General features: G+C 43.7%; 25 protein-coding genes. All 25 read right to left on the reverse strand.

Annotated elements, in window-relative coordinates; translation table 11 throughout:
* Position 1: 1 nt before the first annotated feature.
* Positions 2-571 (reverse strand): tRNA 5-(aminomethyl)-2-thiouridylate-methyltransferase MnmM, encoded by a 570-nt coding sequence (gene mnmM, locus B9A22_RS07705; protein ID WP_084575134.1) that lies wholly within the window; start codon positions 569-571, stop codon positions 2-4.
* On the reverse strand, positions 558-1,427 hold the full coding sequence (locus B9A22_RS07710; RefSeq protein WP_084575135.1) for an NAD(+)/NADH kinase: 870 nt from the start codon (positions 1,425-1,427) through the stop codon (positions 558-560). The genes mnmM and B9A22_RS07710 overlap by 14 nt, the downstream gene beginning before the upstream one ends.
* A 14-nt stretch (positions 1,428-1,441) precedes the next feature.
* Entirely contained in the window at positions 1,442-2,260 is an 819-nt protein-coding gene (locus B9A22_RS07715; RefSeq protein WP_084575136.1) for a TlyA family RNA methyltransferase, read from the reverse strand.
* Positions 2,257-4,146: a 1-deoxy-D-xylulose-5-phosphate synthase gene (gene dxs, locus B9A22_RS07720; RefSeq protein WP_084575137.1), complete on the reverse strand. Its 1,890-nt coding sequence runs from the start codon at positions 4,144-4,146 to the stop codon at positions 2,257-2,259. Before dxs ends, B9A22_RS07715 begins: the two co-directional genes overlap by 4 nt.
* 97 nt (positions 4,147-4,243) lie before the next feature.
* The gene (locus B9A22_RS07725; RefSeq protein WP_084575138.1) at positions 4,244-4,702 is read right to left on the reverse strand and encodes a divergent PAP2 family protein; all 459 of its coding nucleotides are present in this window, start codon (positions 4,700-4,702) and stop codon (positions 4,244-4,246) included.
* A 10-nt stretch (positions 4,703-4,712) separates the two neighbouring features.
* Complete coding sequence (locus B9A22_RS07730; protein WP_084575226.1) at positions 4,713-5,600, reverse strand: polyprenyl synthetase family protein; 888 nt, start codon at positions 5,598-5,600, stop codon at positions 4,713-4,715.
* 5 nt (positions 5,601-5,605) lie between these two features.
* Complete coding sequence (gene xseB, locus B9A22_RS07735; RefSeq protein WP_084575139.1) at positions 5,606-5,863, reverse strand: exodeoxyribonuclease VII small subunit; 258 nt, start codon at positions 5,861-5,863, stop codon at positions 5,606-5,608.
* A complete protein-coding gene (gene xseA / locus B9A22_RS07740; RefSeq protein WP_084575140.1) occupies positions 5,856-7,067 on the reverse strand; it encodes an exodeoxyribonuclease VII large subunit in 1,212 nt (403 codons plus the stop codon). Before xseA ends, xseB begins: the two co-directional genes overlap by 8 nt.
* A gap of 132 nt (positions 7,068-7,199) precedes the next feature.
* Complete coding sequence (locus B9A22_RS25310) at positions 7,200-7,337, reverse strand: hypothetical protein (RefSeq protein ID WP_176215434.1); 138 nt, start codon at positions 7,335-7,337, stop codon at positions 7,200-7,202.
* Positions 7,338-7,410: 73 nt separating this feature from the next.
* Entirely contained in the window at positions 7,411-8,370 is a 960-nt protein-coding gene (locus B9A22_RS07745; RefSeq protein WP_084575141.1) for a Kae1-like domain-containing protein, read from the reverse strand.
* Positions 8,367-8,783: a transcription antitermination factor NusB gene (nusB, locus tag B9A22_RS07750; protein WP_084575142.1), complete on the reverse strand. Its 417-nt coding sequence runs from the start codon at positions 8,781-8,783 to the stop codon at positions 8,367-8,369. Before nusB ends, B9A22_RS07745 begins: the two co-directional genes overlap by 4 nt.
* 22 nt (positions 8,784-8,805) lie before the next feature.
* The gene (locus B9A22_RS07755; protein WP_245823881.1) at positions 8,806-9,042 is read right to left on the reverse strand and encodes a DUF2273 domain-containing protein; all 237 of its coding nucleotides are present in this window, start codon (positions 9,040-9,042) and stop codon (positions 8,806-8,808) included.
* Between the two features lie 2 nt (positions 9,043-9,044).
* On the reverse strand, positions 9,045-9,584 hold the full coding sequence (gene amaP / locus B9A22_RS07760) for an alkaline shock response membrane anchor protein AmaP (protein ID WP_084575144.1): 540 nt from the start codon (positions 9,582-9,584) through the stop codon (positions 9,045-9,047).
* 29 nt (positions 9,585-9,613) lie between these two features.
* The gene (locus tag B9A22_RS07765) at positions 9,614-10,015 is read right to left on the reverse strand and encodes an Asp23/Gls24 family envelope stress response protein (protein ID WP_084575145.1); all 402 of its coding nucleotides are present in this window, start codon (positions 10,013-10,015) and stop codon (positions 9,614-9,616) included.
* Between the two features lie 139 nt (positions 10,016-10,154).
* Positions 10,155-10,697 carry a SpoIIIAH-like family protein gene (locus B9A22_RS07770; RefSeq protein ID WP_139796199.1) on the reverse strand — a complete coding sequence of 181 codons (543 nt, stop codon included), beginning with the start codon at positions 10,695-10,697 and terminating at the stop codon, positions 10,155-10,157.
* A 12-nt stretch (positions 10,698-10,709) separates the two neighbouring features.
* Positions 10,710-11,327, reverse strand: coding sequence for a hypothetical protein (locus tag B9A22_RS07775; protein ID WP_084575146.1), 618 nt, complete (start codon positions 11,325-11,327; stop codon positions 10,710-10,712).
* A 13-nt stretch (positions 11,328-11,340) separates the two neighbouring features.
* Positions 11,341-11,955 (reverse strand): stage III sporulation protein AF, encoded by a 615-nt coding sequence (spoIIIAF, locus tag B9A22_RS07780; protein WP_084575147.1) that lies wholly within the window; start codon positions 11,953-11,955, stop codon positions 11,341-11,343.
* A 25-nt stretch (positions 11,956-11,980) separates the two neighbouring features.
* The gene (gene spoIIIAE / locus B9A22_RS07785; protein ID WP_084575148.1) at positions 11,981-13,141 is read right to left on the reverse strand and encodes a stage III sporulation protein AE; all 1,161 of its coding nucleotides are present in this window, start codon (positions 13,139-13,141) and stop codon (positions 11,981-11,983) included.
* 12 nt (positions 13,142-13,153) lie between these two features.
* The gene (gene spoIIIAD, locus B9A22_RS07790; RefSeq protein ID WP_084575149.1) at positions 13,154-13,540 is read right to left on the reverse strand and encodes a stage III sporulation protein AD; all 387 of its coding nucleotides are present in this window, start codon (positions 13,538-13,540) and stop codon (positions 13,154-13,156) included.
* Between the two features lie 13 nt (positions 13,541-13,553).
* Positions 13,554-13,751, reverse strand: coding sequence for a stage III sporulation protein AC (spoIIIAC, locus tag B9A22_RS07795; protein ID WP_084575150.1), 198 nt, complete (start codon positions 13,749-13,751; stop codon positions 13,554-13,556).
* Positions 13,752-13,792: 41 nt separating this feature from the next.
* Positions 13,793-14,311, reverse strand: coding sequence for a stage III sporulation protein SpoIIIAB (spoIIIAB, locus tag B9A22_RS07800; protein ID WP_084575151.1), 519 nt, complete (start codon positions 14,309-14,311; stop codon positions 13,793-13,795).
* The gene (gene spoIIIAA, locus B9A22_RS07805) at positions 14,284-15,306 is read right to left on the reverse strand and encodes a stage III sporulation protein AA (protein WP_245823883.1); all 1,023 of its coding nucleotides are present in this window, start codon (positions 15,304-15,306) and stop codon (positions 14,284-14,286) included. Before spoIIIAA ends, spoIIIAB begins: the two co-directional genes overlap by 28 nt.
* A 182-nt stretch (positions 15,307-15,488) precedes the next feature.
* On the reverse strand, positions 15,489-15,968 hold the full coding sequence (locus B9A22_RS07810) for a CD1247 N-terminal domain-containing protein (RefSeq protein ID WP_084575153.1): 480 nt from the start codon (positions 15,966-15,968) through the stop codon (positions 15,489-15,491).
* A gap of 105 nt (positions 15,969-16,073) precedes the next feature.
* Positions 16,074-16,631, reverse strand: coding sequence for an elongation factor P (efp, locus tag B9A22_RS07815; protein WP_084575154.1), 558 nt, complete (start codon positions 16,629-16,631; stop codon positions 16,074-16,076).
* A gap of 27 nt (positions 16,632-16,658) precedes the next feature.
* Positions 16,659-17,726, reverse strand: coding sequence for a M24 family metallopeptidase (locus tag B9A22_RS07820; protein ID WP_084575155.1), 1,068 nt, complete (start codon positions 17,724-17,726; stop codon positions 16,659-16,661).
* Positions 17,727-17,729 lie beyond the last annotated feature (3 nt).

Genomic DNA, 17,729 nt, shown 5'->3' on the forward strand with positions numbered 1-17,729 from the left:
GCTATTCACTCCCTATTTTTTCGATTATGTATAGAACCGGCGGACTATTTTTCTGATTTACCATTGACCAGCAGGCAACCGCAAACTGGTTTTGACTTAAACCAGCTAAATACTTATGAACAACTTGACATTCGAGCCTGCCATGATCATAACCTGGATAAGCGACAATAGTAACGATGCCACCGGTACGTAGCAGCGGTAGTGTGTGGCTTATTGCTTCTATGGTAGCATCTGGGTAAGTGCTTACAGCATGGTCTCCCCCTGGCAAATAGCCCAGATTGAACATAGCTGCATCTACTGGCTGGTTAATATACTTAGTTATATGCGCATGACTGTCTAAAATAAGGCGGACTTTGTGCTCAAGCCCATATTTAGTTAGTATCTCGTGTGTTTTACTTAGTGCTTGCTGCTGAATATCGAACGCCAATACGACAGCCGCGTGGGGTATATTGCCTGCCAGAAATAGAGTATCTTTACCATTACCGGCTGTAGCATCAACAACAAGAGAAGCCGCAGCCAGCCTTGGGCTTAAAAATCGTTGGGCCATTACCACTGCATTAGCAATTTCCATCCCGGTCGCCTCGTCTTAATTTCGTTCGCAAGGTTTCATAATAGCTCTTGCCGGTAAACCGGATAAAACGTGCACGGAAAGGCGAGCGCCTGACAACAACGGTATCATCAGGCAGTAAGTTGTACACGGTTTGACCGTCAACAGTAAGAACAATATCATCATGAGTCGCTTGCATCCGCACTTTTATCTCTTCCTTTTCAGAAATGACCAACGCACGAGAATGCAACGTATGCGGACAGATGGGAGTAATAACAATTACTTTCAGCTTAGGATTGACGATGGGGCCGCCTGAGGATAAAGAGTAGCCCGTTGAACCAGTGGAAGTAGCAATAATAAGCCCATCGGCAGGGTATTCGGCGGTAAGCTCCTCATCGATAAACAATTTTAGTTTTATCATGCGGGAAAACCCGCCTTTAGCAACAACAATATCATTAAGCGCAGGTGAGATATAGATAGGACTGCCTTTACGGATAACAACAGCATCCAGCATAAGACGTTCCTCAATATAATAATCGCCACGAACCAGCCTGTCTAATGCTGAACTTAAATCAGGCAGCTCAATTTCAGTCAAGAACCCCAAGTTCCCCATGTTTACGCCGCAGACAGGGATACCGAACGGCGCAATCTCCCGAGCAGTATTTAAGAGTGTTCCGTCACCGCCTAAGGTAATACCAAATGTGATATCATTCTTCACACATTCCAATTTTCCAGCTAAGTGAGAACACTTCAGTTCTAAAGCAGCATCTTCTGGCAAAACCACTCTTACATTTCGTTCTTTAAAATACTGAACAATCCACCCCAACACAGTACTGATGCTTTGTTTTTTGGTGTTGGGAAACAGCCCTACAGTCAACACGCCGTATTCCTCCGTCATCCCGTCAAATTGGCATGGGCGTCAGCGACAACGGCAGCAATGATTGCCTCGTCTACTGCAGCATTGGCCGGAACATTTGTTAGATATAAAAGATACTCAATATTGCCTTCTGGTCCTGTCACCGGCGAAAAAGTAAGTCCTAATGGGTTAAGGGAAAGTAACTCAGCCATATGTACAACATTGTTAATAACTTCACGATGAACAGCAGGATCCCGCACAACACCCTTTTTGCCGACTTTTTCCCGTCCTGCCTCAAACTGCGGTTTTATTAGCGCTATTACTGTCCCCTGCGGTGACAATAATGTCTTTACTACAGGTAACACTTTATCAAGTGAGATAAAGGCTACATCAATTGAGACAAAATCTAATTGTTCGCCCAAATCCTCCGGTTTTACGTTACGAATATTGGTTCGTTCCATATTGATGACCCGCTCGTCTGTTCTCAGCGACCATGCCAATTGACCGTAGCCGACATCAATGGCGTAAACTTTTGCGGCACCATTCTTCAAAGCGCAATCAGTAAAGCCACCTGTAGACGCACCAACATCGGCCATGACTTTGCCTGTCAATTCAAGACGAAACTGCTCCAGCGCTTTGGCCAGCTTAAGTCCGCCTCTGCTGACATAGCCAATGCTGTCCCCATGAACAGCTATGTTGGCGGTTATAGGCACAACAGTTCCCGCTTTATCTGTTTTTTGGCCATCAACAGTTACCAATCCAGCCATGATATAAGCTTTAGCACGTTCACGACTGGTTGCCAATCCTCTTTCCACTAATAAAATATCAATACGCTCTTTTGTACGCTCTCCTGTCATTTCTTTGCTCCAAACTGACGAACAAAAGCTTCGACACTTGTGGTAATTCCCTGACTATCTAATCCATACTGGGTCAGTAAATAACTGCGTGGACCATGTTCAATGTACTTATCAGGCAGGCCGAGCCGCAGCACCTTTACCCAATTGAGATTCTGCGAGTTAATATATTCAAGTACCGCCGAACCAAACCCACCGGCCAAAACATTATCCTCAACAGTAACAATAATACCAATATCCCTTGCTAACTGGCGGATAGCCTGTCCGTCCAGAGGTTTGACAAACCGTGCATTGACTACACTGGCAGCAATACCCTTTTCGGCTAACAGGCGGGCTGCAGAACGGCATGTTTCTACCATGGTGCCAACAGCCAAGAAAACTACGTCTTTGCCTGGCTGCAGTTCCTCAGCCTTCCCAATTTCAAGTCTAGTAAATTCCTGTTTTAACTCTACACCAAGACCGTTGCCTCGTGGATAACGAATAGCAACAGGCTCATTAAGCTTGGTTGCAGTATACAACATGTGCTGCAGTTCATCTTCATCTTTGGGAGCCATGACTACCATGTTTGGGATATGCCGTAAGAAAGAATAGTCAAATACACCGTGGTGTGTTGCCCCGTCTTCGCCAACTATACCGGCCCGGTCTAACATAAATATAACCGGAAGATTTTGTAGGCAGACATCATGCAATATCTGATCATAGCCGCGCTGCATAAAAGTGGAATATATGGCAACTACCGGCCTCTTTCCCTGGGTAGCCATACCAGCCGCCAGGGTAACGGCGTGCTGTTCGGCAATGCCGACATCAAAAAACCGTTTAGGGTATTTGGCACAAAACTTTTTTAGGCCTGTTCCCTCAGGCATAGCTGCCGTTATTGCAACAATATTAGGGTTTTGCTCAGCTAGTTTGACTAAGGTATCACCAAATACCTGGGTATAGGAGGGCGCTCCTTCTGTTTTTATGACTTCCCCTGTTTCAATACAGAATGGATTTACGCCGTGAAACTTGTCAGGGTTACACTCTGCCGGCGTATACCCTTTCCCTTTTTGTGTCAGTAAATGAATAAGAACTGGGCCTTGAACACTTTTGGTTTTATCAAGCACATCCAAGATTGAGGGAATATTATGGCCGTCAATTGGCCCAAAATAAGTAAAGCCTAATTCCTCAAACAGCATCCCTGGAACCAAAAGATATTTTAAGCTGTCTTTTACCCGTTCTGCCGTTTTGGCAACAGTATCACCAATCGCTGGAATGCGGCGCAGTAAATATTCTAGGTCATGTTTGACTTTCGAATATGTAGGAGCGGTGCGCATTTTTGCCAGATATTCTGACATCGCACCCACGTTTTTAGCAATAGACATCTCATTGTCATTCAAGATAACTGTGAGATTTATACCGAGATGACCGGCATGGTTAAGCGCTTCATACGCTTGTCCGCCAGTAAGTGAGCCATCACCAATTACGCCGATTACATTATATTTATCGCCTGAGATATCACGAGCCAACGCTATCCCCAAAGCTGAGGATATTGAGGTGCTCGAATGTCCGGCGCCAAAAGCATCATGCTGACTTTCACATCTTTTAGGAAAACCGCTAATACCACCGGTTTTTCTGAGTGTAGAGAAGGTTTCCCGTCTGCCGGTTAAAATTTTATGTACATAGGCCTGGTGTCCTACATCCCAAATAAACTTGTCTTTAGGACTGTCGAAGGCTTTATGCAGAGCAAGCGTCAGCTCCACAACACCCAGGTTAGGTGCTAGATGTCCTCCATTAGCAGATACTGTATGTATAAGAAGCTCGCGGATTTCCCCTGCGAGCTTTTCTAGTTGGCCCATAGAAAAGTTTTTAAGGTCTTGTGGCCCATTAATGCCATCAAGCAGTTTCCCCAAACTAAGTTCCCCGCTTTCCCTGACAGCGTCAGTTAGGTTGGTGTAATGGTGATGTCCATTTTCCCAAACATATTATAGCATATTTAAAGACTAACATTCATCTATAAAATACATAAAACGCATAAGCAATCAAAGTACCATGAACGGCTCCACCCAACACCTCAAGCGGCGTATGCCCTAATAACTCTTTAAGTCGGGTATCCCGTACTTTGTGTTCGACCCGCATTTCACGTACTAATTTATTAATTACCTTAGCTTGCTTGCCTGCAGCTCGGCGTACTCCAGCAGCATCATACATAACGATTCCAGCCAATACAACGGCTACGGCAAACAAATCTGAATCCAGACCTTGCCTTAGTGCAACACCAACGGCCAGACTCACCACTAACGCAGTATGCGAACTAGGCATACCACCGGCACCAACAAGCCGCTCTGCATTAAACGAGCCATGCCGCCAGTAAGAAGTCATGGTTTTTAGCACTTGTGCCGTAAACCATGCAGTAATGGCTGTCATCAATATAATATTTTTTCCGATTCCAGCCATAAATTCGGCCATAATCTACACCTCAGGCTTCACGAATGATTAAATACTCCACTAACGCACGTAATATCGCTGCTTCTGTTCCAAACTCGCTTAAGCTACCAAGTGCATCATCTACCGCCTTCTGTGCTAATTGTTTAGCGCCATCAAGCGAGTGGAGTGATACGTAGGTTACTTTGTGATTTTTAATGTCACTGCCTACCGGTTTGCCGATCTTATCCTGGCTGCCGACCACGTCAAGAATATCGTCAGTAATTTGAAAGGCCAGACCAAACTGCTCGGCGTAATATGTGAGTGCTCCAACTTCTTTCTCACTGGCTCCAGCTAGCAGGGCGCCTGCTCGCAGGGCGGCCTTAAATAAGGCTCCGGTTTTGGCCTGATGCATAAACTTCAAAGTCTTTGCATCAATAGTTTGTCCTTCTGATGCAAGGTCAACCGCTTGACCGCCGACCATTCCGGCTGCTCCGGCGGCATCGGCTATTTCTTTAACTACCCTGACTAATATTGCTGAATCAACATTAGGCTGTGACAACATTGTACCAAAAGCGGCTGTTAAGAGCCCGTCACCTGCCAGAATAGCCATACCATCGCCATATACCTTGTGATTGGTGAGTTTACCGCGCCGGTAATCGTCGTTATCCATCGCCGGTAAATCATCATGAATCAGCGAATAAGTATGGATCATCTCTAGGCCGCAGGCCACAGGCAGATAATTAGAGCCCTGGCCGCCAACAGCATCAGCCGCAGCCATAAGCATTATCGGCCTTAATCGTTTTCCGCCTGCAAACAGACTGTAGCGCATAGAATCATAAATTCCTGGCGGATAGGCGTTACCAGGGATATGCTCAGATAGAGCCTCATCAATCAGTTTAATTTTACTCTGGCAGTATTGGCTGAGTGAATTTTCTGTCATAACAATCAATCACCCTCCACCAAATTAAGTGGCTTCTCAACCAAACGGCCCTGTTCCTGCTGCAGTATTTTATCCACTTGTGCTTCTGCCACATTGAGACGTTCAAAACACAGCTTGGCATGCGAGATGCCTTGGCCGAATTTATCTAACGCTTCTTCCAGCGACAGATCACCTGTTTCTAATTGTTTTACAATTACTTCTAATTTGCCAAGAGCGTCCTCAAAACATACATTATTTTGCTTATTACTTGCTTTACTAGCCATTTTTGTCCTCCCTTGCCCGAATGACTCCAACATCCAATCGGCCTTGTCTTAAAATAATCTCCAGCGGCTGACCTGGTGTTACCTGGCTGGTGTTGTTCACAACTTTTCCTTCGGCGGTACGCACCAGACTGTAGCCTCTCCCTAGAACATCAAGTGGATTTAGCACTGATAACTTCTCAGCATAAATTTTTAAAGTATGCTGTTTGGAGAGAATAATTTTTCGCATTGCTTGTCCCAATCTTTCAACATACAAGTCTGTTAATTGCCTTTTGTCAGCGAAAAACTTTTCCGGCTGCAGAAATACTTTGTTATCTCTGAGCTGTCGAACCACTTGCCGCTGCTCTTTAATGTAAGTCCGTATATTATTTTCCAGCATGGTTTGCAGTGTTTTTATGTACCGCTTCAATTCATGAATATCAGGCACAACAAGTTCGGCAGCCTGTGAAGGCGTTGCTGCCCTGCAGTCGGCTGCAAAATCGGCTAATGTATAATCTGTTTGATGTCCGACAGCCGATACAATTGGGATGTTAGATTCTGCAATGGCCCGTACTACTCGCTCATCGTTGAAGGCCCACAATTCTTCAATTGAACCTCCACCACGACCGGCAATAATAACATCTACGTTATTAAGGCTGTTAAAAGCTTGAATAGCTTGTACGATCTGCCCGGGCGCCTCAAGGCCTTGAACTTGAACCGGATATAGGATAAGCGGCATACCTGGGTGTCGCCGTTTGGCGACTGTAATAATGTCTCTCAGAGCCGCGCCTGTGGGGGATGTTACGATGCCTACCGCTCTTGGCAAAAGGTTAAGCGTTTTTTTGCGGCTTTCGTCAAATAAACCTTCTGCTGCCAGTTTTTCTTTAAGTTGATTAAAGGCAAGATTTAGCTCACCTACACCATCAGGTATTAACTGGTCCGCATATAGCTGGTACTGCCCATCTCTTTCAAATATTGTAACCTGACCATACGCGACTACCTTAAGCCCATCCCTTGGTTCAAATTTCAAAAATTGAGCCCGACTTTTAAACATTACCCCTTTTATTTGAGACCCGGAATCCTTAAGTGTAAAATAACAATGGCCCGAATAGTGACATTTGAAATTAGATAACTCACCCCTGATGAAAATCGAAACTAATTTAGCGTCCCGATCAAACTGACCTTTAATATATTTAGTAAGGTCACTGACTGTATATATATTGCTCATATTTATTCCACCTGATTATATACATGATAATTTTGGCTCGGCGCAAGCCGTGTTTTCTTATATTTCTTTATAATAATAACCTATAAATGCAAAAAAAACCAGACATAAGTCTGGGTAAAGAAGATATGGCAATTAAAATCTGGCTCCGAAATAGCGTTGTGCTAAATATCCACTTACACTTCCCACCACGAACCAAAAGAAATATCCAGGGGGAATCAGATGTCCAACAACTGAGCCGATGACTGCGCCTGCTAGAATATAGGGTACCATGGTGTCACCTCCCGGCATATGGTTTATGTATCATATGCAAAGGAGGCAGCTATGGTGAATTGCAAGGCAATTATTACGAGATTAGCGCAAAGTAAGCAGCGCCGATTGCATTATCGGGGCTATAAATATTGTCCGGAAAGTATAATTGAGCCACGCCCTGATGTTCCAGTTGCTCTATTAGGTAGTGCCGGATAAATCTGTTAGCCATTACTCCGCCCACCAATAATATCTCAGCAAGACCAGTATGGGTAACTGCATGTTTTATCATAGCAGTCACAGCGCGGGCAATACAAAGTTCCACACTGGCGGCAATCCCCCCCATATCAGTGCTTTGGGCAACAAGCTTGCGGATGTAAGTTTCCGGCCCAGCAAAACTGACAGAGGCATCTCTGACAGTTACCGGTACTTTAACAGCTTGGTCACGATTAGGGGCCGCAAGAGCCTCGAGCTGTGCTCCAGCGGGAAAAGGCAACCCCAGAAGAACCCCTATTCGATCAACAAGTTGACCAGCGTGAATATCTTGGCTGCCGCCAAGTATCTCCATCGATAGCCTTCCTGAATTTGTTGCGACTATATCCGGCGATACTTTCACAATTTCAGTCGTTCCACCAGATAAGTGGACAACCAAGAAAGCAGCTGCCTGTGGGCCGCCTGCAGACCATATCCCGGCAAAAATGTGATTCTCCTGATGACTGATGCGATAAAGCGGTACATTATGACTCAGCGACAATACCCTAGCATAGCCTTCTCCGACCAAAAATGCGGGCATATAAGAGTCAGGTAGCGGTCGAGGAAAAGCGGACACACAGATCGCTTTAAAATGAACTGGTTTGGCAATACTGCAGCATGCCTCAGCAAACAGTTCTGGCAAGTTACGTGTATGTTGAAACACCATTTCTGATTGTTGAAGTCCTCGACTACCGGTTTTAACCTTCAGGATTCTCCGGCAGTCAGCAACAAGCTTCCCCTGCTCATCCAATATAGCCACTGAAGTAGTATAGCAACTAGTGTCTATTCCTAACGTATAGCTCATGACAGTTCTTTATTCTTTACAATTGACCCCAATATTCCGTTAATAAAGCGACTGGAGTCCTCTGTACCAAAAGTTTTTGCTAATTCAACAGCTTCATTGATAGCCACGCCTGGTTGCAGTCGCTCGTTACTATATTTCATTTCATAAATAGCCATTCTGGCTATATTGCGGTCAACACCGGCCATACGATCAATTTTCCATTCCCGTGATAACTCGGATATGTATTCATCAATGGCAGCTAAGTTATAGTATGTGCCTTCTACCAACGATTTGGCATAGAGCTTGGTGCTCTCATTAATATCTTCCCGCTCACTAAATACTGAGTTGATCGCCTCGTCATTGGTAACGCCTGAATTAAAATCTAACTGAAATAAAGCTTGAACAGCCATTTCACGGGCCTTTCTGCGGCTCATAATTTCCCTCTTTCTAAAGCTTCTACCGGTTGTAACCAGGTGGCAGCAGCTTATCTAATATTTCCATGATATCTTCTTTTTGGTCAATACGTTTACCAACTACATAACCGGCCACAACGCAGAAAACTACAAATAGTGTACGGAAAAAACCAAAAGTTATGACAAGAATGCCAAAGAGAAAGCCTAACAACACCCCTAGAAGTTTTCCGCTATGGTGCTGCCAGATTTCTTCAAATAGTTTTGAATTCAATACCGCCACCCCTATTCAACACGCTGTTTTGCTTTGAAATCATTGCTGATGCTTTCCACTATGACCTGAACATCAGCCAACTCAATTCCTACGGTGTTTTTGATATATTCATGAACGCGCTTTTGTATTTCACCAGCCACAGTTGGAACATGACTCTCGGGGCTTACGATTGCTTTTATACGTACTGTAATCCCTTGAGCAGCAAGCGCCACATTTACCTTGATTCCGCGAACGCCGCGCATGTGCCGTACTACCTTCTCTACCAAATTTTCTACTGCATCGAGGGAAATATGCACGTCCCCCATATCATTATGATGAACAATGGTATCTTTCGCTTTACGGGAACGAAGACCAGCTAAAAGCAGTCTGATGCTCACCAGAAAAAACACTGCACCAACCAGCGAAGCTTCCCATTGACCATACACATGTGCAAGGCTCGTCCCCGCCCATTCCAAAGGAATAAGGCGTAAAGACAGGAGAATAACAGCAAATGACAAAAACGCCAGTAAAAATGTATAAATAGATAGGATAATGCGGTCAATGATCCCCATAGTGTTCTCCTTTCCTTGGCCTCTCCCAATTATCTTACCCTAATATCTTCTTCTTTACCTTCTGGAGAAAATCCTACACCTTGGACATGGATGTTAACTTCGACAACATCCAGGCCTGTCATGGATTCAATACCCCGTTTAACATTTTCCTGGACTTTTAGTGCTACATCGGGAATACGTACACCATATTCAACAATAATATATAGATCTACTGCCGCTTCGCGTTCACCGACTTCAACCTTAACGCCTTTGGAAAGATTTTTTTTGCCCAACATCTCTGCAATGCCGCCTACTAAGCCAGCACTCATCCCAGCGACTCCGGTTACCTCGGTTGCTGCAAGCCCAGCGATAATGCCAACAACCTCGTCAGCAATCCGAATAGAACCTACATCATTATGCTCAGTTTTTTCCATACGCTCTCGCTTTTCCATTCCAACCCCCCCAAAAAAAATCTCCTGATTACTAAATTCTATTATATATATAGATATCTTATAACTTTATTATTATACCAAGCTTTTTCCAATTTTACAATTTTAGACGAAAAAAATAAGGGGAGCCGACAAGCTCCACTTATGGTTTGGCACTAACAGTAATATCTTCCGGCTTAACCCCAGCAGTGCGACTAATTACTTCTGCCACTTGGATAACTTCTTCCCGAGTCAGTGCTGTCGTCTTAACGACTGCACTGACTGAGTTATCGCGAACAAATACCAGGGCATCCCCAAACCCCTTGGCTTTAATTAAGTTTTCCATTTCAGCTTCCCGTTGCTTTTCAAGTGTCATTTTAAGGATGCTTTCTTGAGCCTGCTGCTTAGAATCCTCGGTTTTAGCATTTTTTATAATTTCACGTAAAAGGTCTGAGCGTTCACTTCTGATTTTATCACGTTCAAGCCGATATTCAGTAAAAAAGTCGGGAGCCATTGCAGGCACAACCTGATCAGGAACTACCGGTTTAGTTACCTGCATCGCATTCGATCGGTCGGCTCTCGTCTGGAGTATATCCTGTGCACAGTTCCAGGCACCACTGATAATGAGTGAAAGTATGCCTGCAAGTACTACAAAAATGGCAAGTTTCCCAATTTTACTTAACGAAAAAACCGAAATTATTCTCATGTTCTTTTTACCTCACTTTCTCTGCGGCAGAACTGTAATTTTATACGGAGGAATTCCTAAACCGGATTCTACAGCTCTGGTCAGATTAGCCTTAACCGCTGAATCATAAGCTCCTTCAGCGACAATTAGCACACCTTTAATTAACGGCTTGTATTCCCTTACCGTTACCGGCCGATCGGCGCCGTTTTCTTTGCTTAATAATATTTGCTCCGACTCTTTGGTTTCAGTTGTTGTACGGATGCCGCCGGTATTATCTTTTTCCTGTACAGTTTTAGTCTCTTTTGTAATATTTTTAGCATGCTCCTGCATACCACCGGTTTCCAACGTTATGCTTACAGATACAGCACCGGCTCCCTTAACCTGTGCCAACAGGTTGGCTAGTTTGCTTTCCAATGCTTCTTCGTAACTACGCCCAATAGCTGGAGCATTTTTAGCTGTTTCAACAGGAGCATACTGCTTAGGCCTTTCCGAAACTGGTTCATATACTCCACCAACTACCAATAACATAATACCAAGCAATCCGAGCCATATCAGCCTGGCATTTAGCACACCATCTTTTAGAAGTTGGCCAGGCACAACCTTTTTGGCTCCAGACAGCCATCCTTTCAGGGAAGTTCCTAACGCACTCATAACCCTTTACCTCCTAATTTTTTCGTTTAACCTCAACTTGATTAGACTTAAGCTGATATAACTCAGTTACTGCCCTTTTGACTTTGTCAATTACTGATTGAGACAACTTGTCTGATTTGTTTGTTGTCTCAACTACATCAGGTCTAATTACAACCTTGGCAATTTTTCGTTCATCGGCAATAATTCCTGGTTCAATATAAACTACTACACTCTTGATTTTACCCACATTTTCCTGCTGAGCCGCATCGGCGATAGCTACTGTTACTTTAGCATCAGCGACACCGTCGATGGCCAGTACTGTTGCCCTAATTTGTTTGGATAAGTCTCTTATATACAGCTCACGGGCCAATTCATTGCGTTTACCGGTAACATGATTGGCTGCGCTCAAAATGTTACCATCAGATAAATCACTTTCAGCCCGAGTTGCTAATGTTGGAATTTGATCTTCTGTCAGCCTAGTTTCAATAACACTGATGATTGGATTTAAAATAGCCAGCATGATAAACAAACCCATAATCACCCTTATAAAGCGCTGCATACTGTTGTTTGGCAGTAAAAGCTCCAAAAACGAGGCAAATAATACCACAAATATAATACTTTTTACCCATACAGTAATAGAATCTATCATATCATCACCTACCGCAAAGGCTTCGCTAACGCAACATCATGGCAACACTGCCGGCACCGATAATCATAGTCACTACTAAAAAAAACATCAATGCAACTGTTAATAACGCACCAAACACCAAGAGCAGATTATTGCCCATAGCATCCAGGCACTTGGCCATTTTTTCATCTCCCATGGGTTGGATCAAAGCCCCGGCAATCTTTATCACTACTACCAGCGAAATCAGTTTTACGAGCGGCAGCGCACACAATAGGGCAATTGCTAATACTCCGAAGATACCTACTGCGTTTTTTAAAAGCAGCGATGCACCCATAACCAACTCGACAGTGTCGGCAAACATTTTGCCGACTACAGGTATAAAAGTAGCGGTTGCGTATTTCGCCGTTCTCAAGGTCAATCCATCAGCAACACTGCCAGCCACTCCCTGGATACTGACAATACCAATAAATATTACCAATACTAAACCTAGTGTCATCATCCCAGCCTGTTTGAGTACTCCGGTCAAATTGCTAAGCTTATAGTTACCGGAGAGATAGTTGACACACTCTAAAATAGCCGTTAAGAATAGTAACGGTAAAATAATGTCTTTAACAAGGACACTTGTCACACTGACAACTAGCAGCATAAGCGGAGTAAACAACGCCACTGATGTTAACGCACCTACCCCGGCTAATAGGGATAACAACAATGGCAATAGTGCTTCCATAAAGCCGACCATATTGCCTACAGTTTCTCTGGCCAGTGTCAGTCCCTGATAAAAGGCACTCAACGCGATCACCGATAAGAAGATAAAGCATACGCTGTAGGCCAGTAAGGAAATAGTCGACTGTTCAAATGAATTCTGCAGATTTTGTAGCAGCGCGCATAACACTGCCAAAAAAAGCAGTTTCCCCATCAGGTGAATATTAATTGCTATTTCCTTAAATAAATAGGAAATCAGCTTATTAGCAATGGTTTGCCAGTTGAAAGCAAGTCCTTTAGTCGCAATGTCTTTGATTGTTTCAGTAGTCAATAACGGTATATCTTCATTCAGCTCTTTATTGACTACCTGAATAAAATGATTGACATTATTAACTGATGAACTGTCCAGCAAATCTATCGGCAAATCTGGACTAACATCAGGTGCTGCCCAAGCGATATTAATACCAAAAATACATACTAATATTGTAATAATTAACTTTTTCACGTGCACTCCACCTTAAGGAATGAGTCTCACGATTGTTTCCAGTACCAATGCAATTATAGGGACGGCCATAACCATAACCAATATTTTACCGGCAAATTCGATCTTCCCAGCTACTGCGCCTTCGCCGGCATCCCGGCATACTTGAGCTCCAAACTCTGTGACATAAGCAATACCGATAATTTTAAGGATGGTATTTAAGTACATTTGGCTGATGTTGGCCTTTTCTGCTAAATCACGGAATAAATCTAGCACAACGTTAAGTTTGCTAAGCACCATTAAAAAAATGATGGCCGATAGTGCCAAGCCAAGCTGTACAGCAAGCTCGGGCCGCTGCTGTTTGATGATTAAAATTAAAAGCGTAACAACAAACCCTAGACCGATAATTTGTATGATTTCCATGGTGTTACACCCCTTAGAACAACTTAAATACATCCTGGACGGTGTTAAACAGCCGGCCCAACAGTTGCACTACCCAGAGCAACACCATGGCAAAGCCGGCAAGCGTGCACAAATGAGCCATGTCTTCTTTACCAGCCTGTTTCAAAGCTGTGTGAAAAACTGAAATTAAGATACCCACCCCAGCAATTTTAAACAGCATATCTATCCCCATTTCTTACTCTCTCCTTTCTAATGCTGAACAGCTAACCTTCCTTATGCCAAAACTATGACTACCGCCAAGCCTCCACAAACTCCCAAATAGCGATACATTTTTACATTTTGCTCACAAAGCTTTTCAGCTTCGTACTGAATTCTGGACAACTGCTCATGCACTAAATCCAAAGATTTATGCTGTTCTTCTCGGTTCATTCCGCCTAAGTTGGCGCTAAACACAGCGAGAACTTCCCTTTCCTGCTTTTTTAAAACAAGCAGGTTTACTTCTGTTAACGCCTGACTCATTGCAGCCTGAGGCGTTAACCAACCGTTATTAACTAATAATTCTGACATAATATGGAATAAATCAGCCACCGGCCCGGTGATTCCACCGGTACATTGGGATAAGGCTTCAGGTAGCGGCACTGCTACATAATTGATGTGAGATTTAAGGGCCAACAGACAGCTGATGATCTGGCGAATTTGCCTTGGGCGTTCCACATATCGCGCCGCTAGATTAAACCCAATGCATGCTCCTGCAGTAACAATCATTAAACTACCAAAGATTTTGAGCCACATACCTTCACCTCATTCATACAGGTATACATCACTTTTTCCTGACGCGAGTCAAATATTTCTTCAACAGTTCCTGGACCTAACCGGTTGCTTAATATAACATACCGCTCAAAAATCTTTTGCTTCACTAGCTCGCCAATGTAGGGACGGTTACAGAGTTCATCAATTGTCCGGCTATGGGCAGTCGCAATTACGCTTACACCGGCATGAACGGCTTCACGTACGGCTGCAGCATCTTCAGCGCGGCCTAATTCATCTGTTGCTACTACTTGCGGTGCCATAGACCTGATGAGCATTAATAGGCCGCTGGCTTTAGGACAAGCATCAAGAACATCAACACGCGGCCCTAAGTCTACACTAGGAATACCATTTTGACAGGCGGCAATCTCTGAGCGCTCATCAACCAAGCCAATGTGTATGCCAGCAATAGCCAACAAAGGGTTTCCTGTACTCAGCTGCCTAATTAAATCTCGTAAAATTGTTGTCTTACCACAACGCGGCGGCGAAATGATTAAGGTGCTAGATACACAGCCTCGGCTATTGGCCGCTACAAAAGGAAGGATGCAGTCAGCACAGCCGAGCATTTCTCTTGCTAAACGGATGTTTAGTGAACTAATATTTTTTAGTGTCTTAACTGTTCCGTCAAAAGCTGTTGCCTGTCCAGCTAAACCGACTCGATGCCCACCCTTGACGGTCAAATACCCCTGCCTTAATTCCTCTTCAAATGCATATACAGAGTTTTTGCATATCAGTTGAAAAGTTCTGGCCAAATCTTCGCTATTGCAGCGGTAAGGCTCCGGCTTACCTTCTGTTTGACCAGACACAGGAACTGTGATGTCATGATTACTCAGCACTAGTAATAATGGCTGATTAACCCTAATGCGGATTTCAGTGACCTTATGCAAAACAATGGCAGGTAATGTTAGGAGTAGCTTTGCTATGTGAGGAGGTAAAATAGGACAAATATGTTGGTTTAAAACAGTTTGAAAATTTTCCATGCTTTTTTCATCCTCATTATTCGTTGGTGACTTGTCCTCAAGTCTCTGCATTACCCTTTCTTTACATAGATATGTTTAAGAAATAAATTTATGCCAAAAAAGAAAGACTTGGCTTTTGTGCCAAGTCAGTGAAAAATCCCGAGGGTTGCCTCGGGATAGCAAGATGTCTTATTAAAATATCGTTATACGCCGGGGTGCATAATATGGCCGGAACTTCTCATGTCATGTAAACTATCAGCAGTAATATCCAATGCATTATCATAGACTACGCCGCCACAGTATGGGCAGGTGACCTCAATATCGTCATCCTCGTCTAAGATGTCTGATTCAAAAGTTACTAGCTCATGACAGCCCGGGCAGGCCACTTCGACGATATCGTCTTCATAAGCTTCCTCATATAGGTCGTCGTCATAGTCAGCATCGTCTTCATCAAAATCTTCTTCATATATCTGCTCTTCGAGGTCAGTCAAATCTTCGTCAATTGATTCTACATACTCCTCAAGTTCCATCTGCGCCAAATTGACATTTTGGACTTCATCGGCAAACGATTCGAGCACGTCAATAATATTGAGCAAAACCTTGCCCTCAGATGAATGTTCGTTAACATTAAGCCCTTGTGTTAACCCATGTAAATAGGCAACCTTTTCCTTAAGGTTTCTCATAAAAATTAAACCCCCTTTAGCTATGTTCAAAGCATTAGACACTATTTGTAGTATGTCCAATGCTTATTAAAACATAACTTTTCGGGGGTTTTTAGCTAGCAGTTGTTATGCACGTTCGATATAGTCACCGCTTCGGGTGTCAATTCTTAGAACCTCACCAATATTAATGAAAAGAGGTACACGTACAACATGTCCAGTTTCAAGTTTAGCCGGTTTTGTACCGCCGGTAGCAGTATCACCCCTGATGCCAGGGTCGGTTTCAACGACTGTCAATTCAACAGACATTGGTAAATCAATGCCGATCACATTGCCTTGGAAGAACAATACGGCAATATTCATGTTTTCTTTTAAGAATTTGCGGGCGTCACCCAATTGCTCTGCAGACAAAGCAATCTGCTCGTAATTTTCGTTATCCATCAGGTTGAACATGCCATCGCTCTCATACAGATACTGCATTTCACGACGGTCAACATGTGCCTTCGGTAATTTTTCTCCGGCATTAAAGGTCCGTTCAACGACAGCACCAGTACGGCCGTTCTTAAGTTTAGCCCGGACAAATGCAGCGCCTTTACCTGGTTTTACATGTTGGAAGTCAACCACTGCCCAGACATCGCCATCAATTTCAACTGTTACCCCTGTACGAAAATCATTGCTTGAAATCATTGATAAGCCTCCCCATTGTTCGGTCAATTAGCCTATTTCTATTAAATCCTTGCTGCTAGTGGTCAAAATTGTGCAACCAGCAGCAGAAACAACCACTAAGTCTTCAATACGCACTCCGCCCCAGCCAGGAAGGTAAATTCCTGGTTCGACAGATACTACCATACCTTCAGCCAGCTCAATATCGCCAGCCGGAGACAATCTGGGGTCCTCATGGATAAACAGCCCAACGCCATGCCCTAAACCATGCCCAAAATATTCGCCATAACCCGCATCAGTAATTACCTGCCTGGCAATCTGATCAACTTCCTTGCCTCTCTTACCAGCTTTCACAGCATTAACTCCTGCTAACTGGGCTGACAATACAATATTATAGATGGTACGCTGTTTATCATTAGCTTTTCCGATCACAACTGTTCGCGTCATGTCCGAATGATAGCCTTGGTAAACTGCGCCAAAGTCCATAGTTACAAAGTCACCGACTTCAATAACTTTATTTGAGGCCTTGCCATGTGGCAACGCACCTCTGACTCCTGAGGCTACAATAGTATCAAATGCTGTTTTTTCCGCACCAAGCTTGCGCATCTGATATTCCAGTTCAAGCGCAAGTTCCAATTCGGTTAAGCCTGGCTTCAGGATTTTTATCACTTGATTAAATGCTGAATCAGCAATTTCGACAGCCTTAGTAAGCACAACTAATTCTTGTGGATCTTTAACCATCCTCAGTGTGTCAAGCTTGACAGGTATCAAATCTGCTCCATTAAGAGAATCAGCAAGCTTTTGATAAACTTCCCAAGTTACAAAATCACTTTCAAAACCAATGCGTACAAGCCCCAATTCCTTCACAGCACCTGCCAAACTCTCATAGATAGCATTACCGTGCCGGACAACCTGATATAATGGTGCTTGTTGTTTAGCTTGTTCAATATATCTGAAGTCAGTCAGTAATTTTCGTGATTGTCTGCTGATAACCAGCATGCCTGATGATCCAGCGAAACCACTAAAATACTGCCGATTTTCCGGTTTTGTTATGACAATGCCGTCAAGATGAATCTCAGTCATCAGTTCGTGAAGTCTTGCTAAACGCTGCTGTATCATCGA

Source organism: Sporomusa malonica (genome assembly GCF_900176355.1).
Lineage (GTDB): Bacteria > Bacillota > Negativicutes > Sporomusales > Sporomusaceae > Sporomusa > Sporomusa malonica.

Bases quoted from the DNA above. Each gene is read 5' to 3' on its own strand.
- B9A22_RS07765 (WP_084575145.1), bottom strand. From the start codon at position 10,015: ATGGAAAAGCGAGAGCGTATGGAAAAAACTGAGCATAATGATGTAGGT.
- spoIIIAC (WP_084575150.1), bottom strand. From the start codon at position 13,751: ATGGGGATAGATATGCTGTTTAAAATTGCTGGGGTGGGTATCTTAATT.
- B9A22_RS07745 (WP_084575141.1), bottom strand. From the start codon at position 8,370: ATGAGCTATACGTTAGGAATAGACACTAGTTGCTATACTACTTCAGTG.
- spoIIIAD (WP_084575149.1), bottom strand. From the start codon at position 13,540: ATGGAAATCATACAAATTATCGGTCTAGGGTTTGTTGTTACGCTTTTA.
- amaP (WP_084575144.1), bottom strand. From the start codon at position 9,584: ATGGGGATCATTGACCGCATTATCCTATCTATTTATACATTTTTACTG.
- spoIIIAA (WP_245823883.1), bottom strand. From the start codon at position 15,306: ATGGAAAATTTTCAAACTGTTTTAAACCAACATATTTGTCCTATTTTA.
- xseA (WP_084575140.1), bottom strand. From the start codon at position 7,067: ATGAGCAATATATATACAGTCAGTGACCTTACTAAATATATTAAAGGT.
- B9A22_RS07775 (WP_084575146.1), bottom strand. From the start codon at position 11,327: ATGAGTGCGTTAGGAACTTCCCTGAAAGGATGGCTGTCTGGAGCCAAA.
- B9A22_RS07820 (WP_084575155.1), bottom strand. From the start codon at position 17,726: ATGATACAGCAGCGTTTAGCAAGACTTCACGAACTGATGACTGAGATT.
- B9A22_RS25310 (WP_176215434.1), bottom strand. From the start codon at position 7,337: ATGGTACCCTATATTCTAGCAGGCGCAGTCATCGGCTCAGTTGTTGGA.
- B9A22_RS07810 (WP_084575153.1), bottom strand. From the start codon at position 15,968: ATGAGAAACCTTAAGGAAAAGGTTGCCTATTTACATGGGTTAACACAA.
- mnmM (WP_084575134.1), bottom strand. From the start codon at position 571: ATGGAAATTGCTAATGCAGTGGTAATGGCCCAACGATTTTTAAGCCCA.
- B9A22_RS07730 (WP_084575226.1), bottom strand. From the start codon at position 5,600: ATGACAGAAAATTCACTCAGCCAATACTGCCAGAGTAAAATTAAACTG.
- B9A22_RS07770 (WP_139796199.1), bottom strand. From the start codon at position 10,697: ATGAGAATAATTTCGGTTTTTTCGTTAAGTAAAATTGGGAAACTTGCC.
- B9A22_RS07715 (WP_084575136.1), bottom strand. From the start codon at position 2,260: ATGACAGGAGAGCGTACAAAAGAGCGTATTGATATTTTATTAGTGGAA.
- B9A22_RS07725 (WP_084575138.1), bottom strand. From the start codon at position 4,702: ATGGCCGAATTTATGGCTGGAATCGGAAAAAATATTATATTGATGACA.
- spoIIIAF (WP_084575147.1), bottom strand. From the start codon at position 11,955: ATGATAGATTCTATTACTGTATGGGTAAAAAGTATTATATTTGTGGTA.
- spoIIIAB (WP_084575151.1), bottom strand. From the start codon at position 14,311: ATGTGGCTCAAAATCTTTGGTAGTTTAATGATTGTTACTGCAGGAGCA.
- nusB (WP_084575142.1), bottom strand. From the start codon at position 8,783: ATGAGCCGCAGAAAGGCCCGTGAAATGGCTGTTCAAGCTTTATTTCAG.
- efp (WP_084575154.1), bottom strand. From the start codon at position 16,631: ATGATTTCAAGCAATGATTTTCGTACAGGGGTAACAGTTGAAATTGAT.
- xseB (WP_084575139.1), bottom strand. From the start codon at position 5,863: ATGGCTAGTAAAGCAAGTAATAAGCAAAATAATGTATGTTTTGAGGAC.